The 10064-nt window shown below is 39.4% G+C and carries 11 protein-coding genes; 3 read left to right on the top strand and 8 right to left on the bottom strand.

Annotated features, from left to right (window positions below; genetic code table 11):
• Positions 1-382: 382 nt before the first annotated feature.
• The 3 genes from AC52RT_RS16645 to AC52RT_RS16635 are packed head-to-tail and all read left to right on the top strand — an operon-like array spanning position 383 to position 2319.
• Positions 383-955 (top strand): bifunctional transcriptional activator/DNA repair enzyme AdaA, encoded by a 573-nt coding sequence (locus AC52RT_RS16645; RefSeq protein WP_495541781.1) that lies wholly within the window; start codon positions 383-385, stop codon positions 953-955.
• On the top strand, positions 942-1841 hold the full coding sequence (locus AC52RT_RS16640) for a DNA-3-methyladenine glycosylase family protein (RefSeq protein WP_495541780.1): 900 nt from the start codon (positions 942-944) through the stop codon (positions 1839-1841). The genes AC52RT_RS16645 and AC52RT_RS16640 overlap by 14 nt, the downstream gene beginning before the upstream one ends.
• Positions 1834-2319 (top strand): methylated-DNA--[protein]-cysteine S-methyltransferase, encoded by a 486-nt coding sequence (locus AC52RT_RS16635; RefSeq protein ID WP_495541779.1) that lies wholly within the window; start codon positions 1834-1836, stop codon positions 2317-2319. The genes AC52RT_RS16640 and AC52RT_RS16635 overlap by 8 nt, the downstream gene beginning before the upstream one ends.
• A 41-nt stretch (positions 2320-2360) precedes the next feature.
• Here AC52RT_RS16635 and AC52RT_RS16630 read toward each other — a convergent pair whose 3' ends face one another.
• The 8 genes from AC52RT_RS16630 to AC52RT_RS16595 all read right to left on the bottom strand — a co-directional run.
• Positions 2361-2570, bottom strand: a complete 210-nt coding sequence (locus AC52RT_RS16630) for a hypothetical protein (protein ID WP_495541778.1) — start codon at positions 2568-2570, stop codon at positions 2361-2363.
• Between the two features lie 460 nt (positions 2571-3030).
• Positions 3031-3486, bottom strand: coding sequence for a CBS domain-containing protein (locus AC52RT_RS16625; RefSeq protein ID WP_495541777.1), 456 nt, complete (start codon positions 3484-3486; stop codon positions 3031-3033).
• A gap of 201 nt (positions 3487-3687) precedes the next feature.
• Positions 3688-4122, bottom strand: a complete 435-nt coding sequence (locus tag AC52RT_RS16620; protein WP_495541776.1) for an NUDIX hydrolase — start codon at positions 4120-4122, stop codon at positions 3688-3690.
• 243 nt (positions 4123-4365) lie between these two features.
• Positions 4366-5154 (bottom strand): GNAT family N-acetyltransferase, encoded by a 789-nt coding sequence (locus AC52RT_RS16615; RefSeq protein ID WP_495541775.1) that lies wholly within the window; start codon positions 5152-5154, stop codon positions 4366-4368.
• A gap of 73 nt (positions 5155-5227) precedes the next feature.
• Positions 5228-5995 carry an IclR family transcriptional regulator gene (locus tag AC52RT_RS16610; protein WP_495541774.1) on the bottom strand — a complete coding sequence of 256 codons (768 nt, stop codon included), beginning with the start codon at positions 5993-5995 and terminating at the stop codon, positions 5228-5230.
• Between the two features lie 24 nt (positions 5996-6019).
• Complete coding sequence (locus AC52RT_RS16605; RefSeq protein ID WP_495541773.1) at positions 6020-6781, bottom strand: fumarylacetoacetate hydrolase family protein; 762 nt, start codon at positions 6779-6781, stop codon at positions 6020-6022.
• Between the two features lie 69 nt (positions 6782-6850).
• Positions 6851-9031, bottom strand: coding sequence for a malate synthase G (locus tag AC52RT_RS16600; protein ID WP_495541772.1), 2181 nt, complete (start codon positions 9029-9031; stop codon positions 6851-6853).
• 105 nt (positions 9032-9136) lie between these two features.
• Positions 9137-10064 (bottom strand): FAD-linked oxidase C-terminal domain-containing protein (locus tag AC52RT_RS16595; protein ID WP_495541771.1); only part of this gene is annotated, 928 nt, incomplete at its 5' end.

The raw sequence follows: 10064 nt of genomic DNA, 5'->3' as shown, positions 1-10064 counted from the left end.
TGGATGCTCAAAAGCCAGATATAATCGAAAACCCGTTACAACGGTGAACATATTTAATACGTATAGTAGTAGGTTATGTACGGATTGGTTTGACAGCAAAGTTAAATACTTTGCCAAATCGCATCGTAACCCATTCTCCTGCATTAATCTGTTTATCTTGATAAGTTTATCTAATTGTTCAATAACTTCTGTGCAAAAATCATGTTCTCCTCTTGGTTATCCCAGACAACATAATCTCAGCAACCTTTTTCATCATGCACATCCCTCCTACTTCCACTATCATTCATGATTTTCAAACAAAATGATCGACCATAAGAGCAAGATTGAGGACGAGTTCGTCTCAATTTTCTTGATAAAATAAGATAAAGAAAGGATGGGATATATGTTACTGCTTTCGTTTGAAGAAATGTGGGAGAAGATTATAGCTTGTGATAAAAAATACGACGGTTTGTTTTTTACTGCAGTGAAGACAACAAAAATTTACTGCAGACCTTCCTGCCGGTCTCGAAAGCCCAAAAAAATAAATGTAGAATTCTTCACTGATATTGAGGACGTTGAAAAAGCGGGTTATCGTGCTTGTAAACGATGCCAGCCTGAAGTCGAACACTCGCCCCATATCGAACTAGTACAAAGTGTTAGGACTTTTTTAGTTTCTCATTCAAAACAAGATGTACGTTTAGAGGATATTGCGAATCATGTGAGTGTTAGCTCATATTATCTCGAACGGCTTTTTAAACAGGAAACGAAAGAAACTCCGCGAACGTTCTTAGAAAAAATTAGGATTGATCAGGCTGCACACCTACTGAAAACATCAAAACTGACCAATCTTGAGATTTGCTATGAAGCAGGCTTCCAAAGTCCATCTAATTTTTACCGGGTCTTTCGGAATGTGAAAAGGTGTTCGCCCAGTGAATATCGAACGGCTATAAGCAGGACTTGTGATGAAATGGACTAATCACGAACACTCAGTTGAGATATTTCCTCCTAAGGAATTTACATTTAAGGAATGCCTTCGTTTTTTAAATCGATCTGATCAAGAGATCCTTCACAAAATACAAGATGGCATTTTATCTAAACTGATCAAAGTGAACGGAGATTTTATTTTAGTAGAAATCAGTTCGTCCCCGGTTTCAATTATCGTAAATCTCCCCCACTCAAATCAACCTCTACCCGTTCGTAAAAAGATAGCGGCGTATATCTGGGAATGGTTTGATTTGGATCAGGACTTAGCAGGCTTTTATAGTCTGGCTGCTCAAGATAAGGTGTTACAAAACCTTGCCTGTAGATACTATGGGTTACGAATCATCTGTATTCCAGACATATTTGAAGCGTTAGTTTGGGCCATTCTTGGACAGCAGATCCACTTAGCCTATGCCTACACATTAAAGAAGCATTTGGTTGAACAATTTGGTGAATGCCTTACTATTGAAGGAAGTACTTATTGGCACTTTCCTTCCTATAAAAAAATTGCTGGTCTAGATATAGCCAGTCTGCGACAGTATACTCATACAAGTAAAAAAGCTGACTATATCATTGGCATAGCCAAAGCGATGTTGAAAGGTGAATTAACGAAGGAAACCTTACTTATGAAACAAAACTGCCGCGACTTCTTACTGACCTTTAAAGGGATTGGTCCCTGGACGGCGGAATATGTTATGATGAAATGTCTTCATTTTCCTTCCGCCTTTCCCATTTCTGATGTGGGTCTTCATCAAGCATTAAAGCAGCAATTAGGTCTTGAACGGAAGCCGACAATAGACGAAATCAAAGAGTTGGCTGTTAATTGGGAAGGCTGGCAGGCATATGCCGTCTTTTATCTCTGGAGGTCATTATATGGATAAACTACATACACTACAGTTTGCTTCACCGATTGGGAATATAGAAATTGTTGGGACGGACGAAGCAATCAGTTCAATTATGTTCACTGAGCACGTAACAGGCTCGGTCACAATCCGTGAAATCCCCGCAGTTTTAGCAGATTGTTACCAGCAGATGACTGAGTATTTTAATGGGGAACGCCAAGAATTTACCTTTCCCTACATGCAGGAAGGCACCCCCTTCCGAAAAATCGTTTGGGACGCTTTAACAAAAATACCATATGGGGAGACAGGTTCTTATAAAGACCTTGCTGCTTCGATCGAGAATCCAAAAGCCATTCGAGCGGTTGGAAGTGCAAATAGTAAAAATAAATTAAGTATTGTCATCCCTTGCCATCGTATTATTGGCAGTTCGGGGAAATTAACCGGGTATGCTGGAGGCTTATGGAGAAAAGAATGGCTGCTTCATCATGAACAGTCCTTTAAAAAAGAAGCTGAATAGAAAAAGAGCGGCCGAATTTAACGGCCGCTCTTTCCTTCATATTAACGTGAAGCTTTTGGTGCAGAGCACTCAGAACAACTTCTCTGATTGCTGCCTTTGAATTTGGTCCAAGGCTTTTCAAAGGTATTCCCGCATGAACACTCAAACTGTAGTTTTTGCGAGTATCCAAGATATTCAGTGGAAAGTAATTTACTTTTTGAATTCTTTGAGACATAGTCACGAATATTTTCGATCGTCCACTTTTTATTCATAATATAACACCTCCGATAATGCAGGCGAAGTATACTTAAAGAACTTATCTACCTGAACATCTTATTATAGCATTATTATTTGTATTGGTCAGTGTGTCATTCATGCTTATTCTTTAAATTTTTCCCCAATCAAAAAGACCAATAAAAATTGGCCACAGACTGTAGACAAAGTCGGATGAGATTTAATATCGAGATGTTGATTTCCATTCCAGGCGCTTCGCTTTCCGCGGGCGGGCGGTTGAGCCGCATCAATGCTTACGCTCCTGCGGGGTCTCCCCTGTCCCGCTGTTCCCGCAGGAGTCTTCACGCCTTTCACTTCAATCAACTGACTTTCTAAACTCATAAGTAAAAGGCCTATTTAAAAATGGATATAGATTTTTGAGGTAATAAGGAGTATTTTCAAAAATCATCTTGAAATGGTAACGCAAAAGAGAGCAATAAAAATCGGCCATATACTATTTTATAATAGTGCTTGGAAAGTATTTCTTACAACGTCTCCACGACTGATTATTCCTGCCAATACCCCGTCGCGTTCAACAGGTAATTTTTTAATATGTTTATTTCCTAGTATGGAAGCAATATTTTCTGCACTTTCATCATATTGGACGGTAACTACCTTTTTCTGAGCAATTTCCATGACATTTAAATTCATCATTCTTTTTACTCGTTCTTCGAATTCTTCGTCATCGCCTCTTATTACATCTACAAAAAAGAACGAACTAATTACGATATCTTTGTGTTTTCCGATGAAACGCATAATATCTCCGTCACTTATGTAGGCGACGATTTCATTTCTTTGATTAATAACGGGAAGACCGCTAATCCCATTTTCCAAGAATTTTTCAATAACTGAACGAACAGTTTCATTTTCCTGTACAGTTAATACATTGCATTTCATAATTTCATGAGCTTTCATGAAAGTTCCCCCTACCATATATATAGTACTTATTTATGTTATTTAAGGTAGTTCCTGCTTATAGTATACTCCTTATTACATGATACGGAATAGGAATACCCCATTATATGTACTATTTTTCAATAACATTAAAGGTTGAGGATCAAGCTGCCCTACGATGATATATCATAAATAAACTCACCTGTTAGTTTAATAAGAAATCTAAATATTCTTCTGTAAAAATTCTTTCAGACCATTGGGATAAAGTATCTTCTTTCCATCAATAATTTCTTCTAAGGATATCCATTTTGTGAAGGTAGTTTTACTTCCTTCTACAACTTTAAAGCTTTCTTTTTCATATAGATTTTGGTCAATAAATTCCACCAAGTAAATCTGAGTTATTTCGTGACCCACACTTCCTTCTATTCTAAAAATGTTTTCTAAACAGGTAATATAGCGTTTAACCACTATGTCCACTGCTATTTCTTCCCTGTATTCTCTTACAATAGTTTCGCTGGACTTCTCACCAAGTTCAATCGTGCCACCAATTGGTCGATAATAAGTACCTGTTCCCTTTGAATGCTTTCCCTCTTGTTCTTCCAAAAGAATCTTATTATTGTTTATTATTATCCCTAAAGTATTTGCCCTTGGATACATAGAATTCCCCCTTAATAAAACCCAACAAAATGACGTTCCACACATTAAATCTTCTTCAACTAAACTGGTCCGTTTATTGAAATCTATTGTATCTTAATAGACATATTTTGTAACATCTTTTTCTTTGTAGACATCTAATTCACCATTTTTAAATTTGGTCATGGCGTTTTTAAATAGCCCAGAAAAGACGATTAATCGTTTACCTTTTAAGGCTTTATAAAACACCTCGAAAATTTCGATATATTATCCCCCCTGAATTTCCTTAATACTTTTTCCCTCTAAAAAGATATGAGCGTTTTTTACGTTCGCTACAGTTTGGAAACCATATTTTTGATAGACTTTTTCAATGGTTTCATTGATTGGAAAAACCCAAAGCTGCGTAATCTCGCGCTTTATTACTTCGTCCTGGATAAACTGAATAATCGCACCTATAAGCCCTTTTCCGCGATAAGCTTCGAGCGTAGCTACACTTTCAAGGCGAGCTTGGTCACGATCAACAAAGATACAGGCAGTTGAACAAGCTATTCCCTCATAACGAAGCAAATAATGAGTAAATGCCGGGTTATTAACTTGTGCTCGAAATACTTTTTTTATCGTATCCAGCCCGCCAAATTCAGTAATACTCCCCTCAATCTCCAGTGCTTCCTGATAATTGTCTTCCGTTACTTTCTCGATAGTCACTGTACTGTTAATCTCAATATCTATAATTTTATGATTCCAAAGCTGTACGGGACTAATGAACTCTTCATAACGATAATGATTAGCTTTCGCCTCTGAAATAAAAGCTTGAAGTTGATCCACATTATAGAGATAGAATCTAGGAATGATTCCTTTGTCTTGATAAAATCTAGTAACTTCATTAATTACCGACTTTGGATGATCACATGTTTGGTGAATATGAGCGTGATTCGCATCATAATAATTCGGATGATTTTCATTATAAAAAATCATACCCCAAGACGTGTCTATTTTTGTAGTGAAGGTAGAGAGATAGGCACAATCCATTTTTAAAACATCTTCTAAGCTATACATTTATTCCCTCTTTTCATTCTATTACTTTACTTCTTTGTACATGAAAGAGGCAGGTGAATTCACCCGCCTCCCTTTAATCCTTATAACCAAGCTTACTAGAGATTAGGCTGCCGATTTCGATGATTCGTGTTTTCAGTAAATTCAGGCGCTCCTTTGTCATTCGCTCAGTCGTTCCCGAAATACTTACGCTTGCGTAGACGTTTCCTGAATGATCAAAAATGGGAGCGGCAATACATGTGATTCCGTGTTCATTTTCTTCTAAATCAAGGGCATACCCTTGCTCTCTAACGGTATCCAGCTCTTTCAAAAACTTATCTAGATCGGTAATCGTGTCATCTGTGTGCCGCGGCATCCCTTTTCTCTCCAAAATGTCGATTGCTTCCGCTTTTGATAGGTTGGCAAGAATCGCTTTCCCGACAGAGGTGCAATGCATTGGAGCACGTTTTCCAACGCTCGAATGCATCCGCAGCAATTCATTGCCTTCGAGCTTTTCAATATAGACGACTTCCCCTTGATCAAATACTACGAGATGAATGACTTCATTTGTTTCATTTTCAAGCAACTGCAAATAAGGTTTTGCCTCAGTTCTGAGATCAATCGATTCCAAAAGCTTTGAACTAATCGTTAAAAATGCATAACCAAGCTTATAACGCCCTGTTTCGATATCTTGTTCAATATAGCCATACTGGACCAATGTTGAAAGAATTCGATATACAGAGCTTTTATTAATATCCATTTGATTAGCAATTTCCGTGACCCCAAGGCCGCCTTTTTTCAAGCTGATCATGGCAACAATATCGAGAGCTCGACTGACCGATTTCACCATATTTTCTCGTTCCAATTGTCTCACCTCATGTCCACAAACTTACTTAGCTTGTATTAACGTATTCCGCAACGTTCCAATTTCATTAATCACACATTCAATAACATCTGTTTCCTTAATAAACTCGGCACCTAGTGGACTGCCTGTCAAAATCACATCACCCGGCTGAAGGGTCATAACCGTAGATAAATAAGCAATCATCTTTTTCAATGGAATGATCATCCACTCTGTCGGACTATTTTGTTTTTCAACACCGTTTACCTTTGCCTCAACCCGAACCAATGCTGGATCAAGTTCTGTTTCAATCACTGGTCCAAGCGGCGTAAAGCTGTCAAACGACTTCCCTATCGTCCAGTGCCCATCACTATGGAAATATTGCGGCGCTGTAACATCATTGCCAATGGTATAACCAAATACATAATCTAACGCTTCATTCTCCTCAATGTTTTTTGCCGTTTTTCCAATTACAACCGCTAGTTCAGACTCGAATTTCACTTCATCGACAGCCTTCGGAATGACAATTTCCTCTTCAGATCCAATCACTGACGAGACTGGCTTGAAAAAAAACACTGGTAATTCAGGCAGCACCTTCGGCAAATCAGCTTGATTGCCTACATAATTTGCACCAATTCCGATAACTTGATTGGGCTGAACGGGTGCAAGCAGCTTTACTTCTTGAATTGAATACGTATCACCGGTATACCTCCATTGTTCAAAGATATCCCCTTGTATTTCTTTAATTCTATCATTCTCTACGATCCCGCTATGCACCGCATCATCTACACTAAATCGAGCAAATTTCATGAATCATCCCTACTTTCACAAGAGTATGTACCAAGGGAATTCCAGACAATGGAATTCCCCTAGATTGATTTAAATGGTAATCCCAAACTTCTCTTTTGCTTCAATTCTACGTTTATGCAAAATGGGTTCTGTATAGCCATTCGGTTGATCAAACCCTTTGAAAACAAGATCGCACGCAGCTTGGAAAGCAACTGACTCGTCAAAATTATCGGCCATATTGCGATACAGAGGGTCTCCAGCATTTTGTTCATCAACGACCTTGGCCATCCGTTTCATCGTTTCTGTTACTTGTTGCTCCGTACAGATGCCATGGTGCAGCCAGTTGGCCATATGTTGACTAGAAATCCTTAGAGTCGCTCTGTCTTCCATCAAACCAATGTCATGGTAATCTGGTACTTTAGAGCAGCCAATGCCTTGTTCAACCCAACGTACCACATAGCCCAAAATTCCTTGTGCATTATTATCCAATTCTTCTTGAATTTCTTCACTGCTCCAGTTGGATTCACCTGCAAGCGGGATTTCAAGAATTTCATCACGGCGGTCAGTTAATTGTTCCATCAGATCACTCTGTACTTTGGTAACATCAAGCTGATGATAGTGAATTGCATGAAGTGTGGCTCCAGTCGGTGAAGGAACCCACGCTGTGTTCGCACCTGCTTTCAAATGAGCAATTTTCTGTTCCAACATATCGGCCATTAAATCAGGCATTGCCCACATTCCCTTCCCAATTTGAGCAACTCCTTGGAAGCCAGTTTCAAGGCCGGTATTTACATTGGATGCTTCATATGCTTTCAACCATGTAGCTGATTTCATACTGCCTTTACGAATCATTGGTCCAGCGGTCATGGATGTATGAATTTCATCGCCTGTTCGATCAAGGAACCCTGTATTAATAAAGACAATTCGTTCTTTGACTTTCTCAATACAGGCTTTTAGGTTAAGTGATGTTCTCCGTTCTTCATCCATTAAGCCAATTTTAAGCGTATGTCGTTCCAGCCCAAGCAAATCTTCAATTCGGTCAAACAACAGATTTGCGAAAGCAGCCTCATCTGAACCATGCATTTTAGGCTTAACAATATAAATCGAACCTTTTTTCGTATTTTGATAGGTTCCAGTGCCAAGTAAGGTATGCTTAGCGATCAAACTGGTCATGACGCCATCTAAAATTCCTTCATGAATCTCATTGCCTTCACGATCGAGAACCGCATTAATCGTCATAAGATGGCCAACATTTCTAACGAACATCATTGTGCGTCCGGACAGACTGATTTCTTCTCCAATTGCAGAGGTATAAATCCGGTCTGGGTTCATAGTCCGGGTTGTCGTTTTATCGCCCTTCTTAAATGTTGCCGACAATTCCCCTTTCATAAGTCCAAGCCAGTTTTTATAAACAAGCACTTTATCTTCAGCATCCACTGCCGTAACTGAATCTTCACAGTCCATAATCGTCGTCACTGCCGCTTCAAGAAGAAGGTCTTTCACACCTGCTTTGTCCGTTTTCCCAATCGTATGTCCACTGTCAATTTGTATCTCGATATGCAAACCATTATTTTTAATAAGAATCGCTGTAGGTTCTTCTGCGTTACCCATGTATCCAATAAATTGTTCGTCATTTTCCAGGTAAGCGTTTTCTCCATTTTCCAGGGTAACCACCAGCTGAGCATCAACTACTGTATACGAGACGACTTCACGGTGCGACGCTCCAATGATCGGTGCCGCTTCGTCAAGAAACTTCCTTCCAAAATCAATGACTTTCTGTCCTCTGACAGGGTTGTATTCGCCTTCTTTACTCGCGCCCCCCTGCTCACTGATCGCATCTGACCCGTAAAGAGCATCATATAAACTTCCCCAGCGTGCATTGGCTGCATTAATGGCATATCGAGCATTATTAATGGGGACAACTAGCTGTGGTCCAGCTTGGAAGCGAATTTCATCATCGACATTTTCTGTGCTGATTTTAAAATCCTCGACTTCCTTTTCTAAATAGCCGATTTCCTTTAAAAAGTCTTTATATTCGTTCGTTTCAACAGTAACATCATGTTCTCGATGCCATTCATTTATTTTGTTTTGCATTTCATCCCGTTGTTGTAGTAACGCCTTATTTTTTGGTGTCAGTTCTTCGACCAAATCACTGAATCCGTTCCAAAATGCCTCTTGCTCTACCCCAGAGTTTGGTAAAACTTCCTGATTAATAAATTCATATAATTCATTGGCGACTTGAAGCTTACTTGCTTTTACATAGTTAATCATTTTGCATCCTCCTTTATTGTGTTGCTTATTACCAAACAGCGTTTCATTTAATCTCTATTTTCATCTTATCTTATTTATTTAAATAATTCAAAATATTTTTTCTTTTTATAAAACAGCTTCTTTCCTTTCCATTTTAATTTCTACACATTTGCCTGGTGAGGGAAAAAGCTTACCTGCGTTCATCAAATTCACAGGATTAAAGACACTGCGAATATTCGTTTGTGCTTCAATTTCTTGTTCATTAAAAACAAACCGCATTTCTTCTATTTTTTCAATCCCCACACCGTGCTCTCCAGTAATCGTACCGCCTACCGCTGCACAGGCCTGAAGACAGGCACTTCCCGCTTCCAGCGCTTTTTCGGTTTCCCCGGGAATTTTGGCATCAAATAGGATTAACGGATGCAGATTACCATCTCCCGCATGAAAAATATTCGCAATGCGGAGACCTGATTGTTCACTGATTTGGTTGATCCGCTCAAGGACCTCTGGAAGCTTGCTACGAGGGATGACTCCATCTTGAACGAGATAGTCTGGGGAGATGGCTCCCATAGCACCAAAGCCCGTTTTCCGGTTAGCCCACCATCTGCCGCGTTCTAGTTCATCCTGAGCCACTTTGACATCACGAACATTAAACTGTCTGCAGACAGAGAGGATTTGATTAATTTGTTCTTCAATTCCTGCAGAAATTCCATCGACTTCAATTAATAAAACAGCAGCAATATTTTTTGGATGACCGACGGGAAAAGCGGCTGCCTCGACCCCTTCGATCGCTGTTTTATCCATCATCTCAAGAGCTGCCGGAATAATGCCTGCTGATATAATCGCAGACACTGCCTTACTGCCGTCTGTCACATCATCAAAATAAGCAAGGACCGTCTGTTTTGCTTCTGGATTTTTCAGAATTCTCACCGTGATTTTTGTGACGATGCCAAGTGTCCCCTCTGAGCCAGTAATGAGTCCTAACAAATCATACCCAGGAGCATCGGGAATCCCGTTATCACCAATTTCAATAATTTCTCCAGTCGGCAGTACC

This window comes from Peribacillus sp. (assembly GCF_059453735.1).
This window is presented reverse-complemented; position numbering and strand designations above follow the sequence as displayed.

Bases quoted from the DNA above. Each gene is read 5' to 3' on its own strand.
- AC52RT_RS16645 (WP_495541781.1), top strand. From the start codon at position 383: ATGTTACTGCTTTCGTTTGAAGAAATGTGGGAGAAGATTATAGCTTGT.
- AC52RT_RS16640 (WP_495541780.1), top strand. From the start codon at position 942: ATGAAATGGACTAATCACGAACACTCAGTTGAGATATTTCCTCCTAAG.
- AC52RT_RS16635 (WP_495541779.1), top strand. From the start codon at position 1,834: ATGGATAAACTACATACACTACAGTTTGCTTCACCGATTGGGAATATA.
- AC52RT_RS16630 (WP_495541778.1), bottom strand. From the start codon at position 2,570: ATGAATAAAAAGTGGACGATCGAAAATATTCGTGACTATGTCTCAAAG.
- AC52RT_RS16625 (WP_495541777.1), bottom strand. From the start codon at position 3,486: ATGAAAGCTCATGAAATTATGAAATGCAATGTATTAACTGTACAGGAA.
- AC52RT_RS16620 (WP_495541776.1), bottom strand. From the start codon at position 4,122: ATGTATCCAAGGGCAAATACTTTAGGGATAATAATAAACAATAATAAG.
- AC52RT_RS16615 (WP_495541775.1), bottom strand. From the start codon at position 5,154: ATGTATAGCTTAGAAGATGTTTTAAAAATGGATTGTGCCTATCTCTCT.
- AC52RT_RS16605 (WP_495541773.1), bottom strand. From the start codon at position 6,781: ATGAAATTTGCTCGATTTAGTGTAGATGATGCGGTGCATAGCGGGATC.
- AC52RT_RS16600 (WP_495541772.1), bottom strand. From the start codon at position 9,031: ATGATTAACTATGTAAAAGCAAGTAAGCTTCAAGTCGCCAATGAATTA.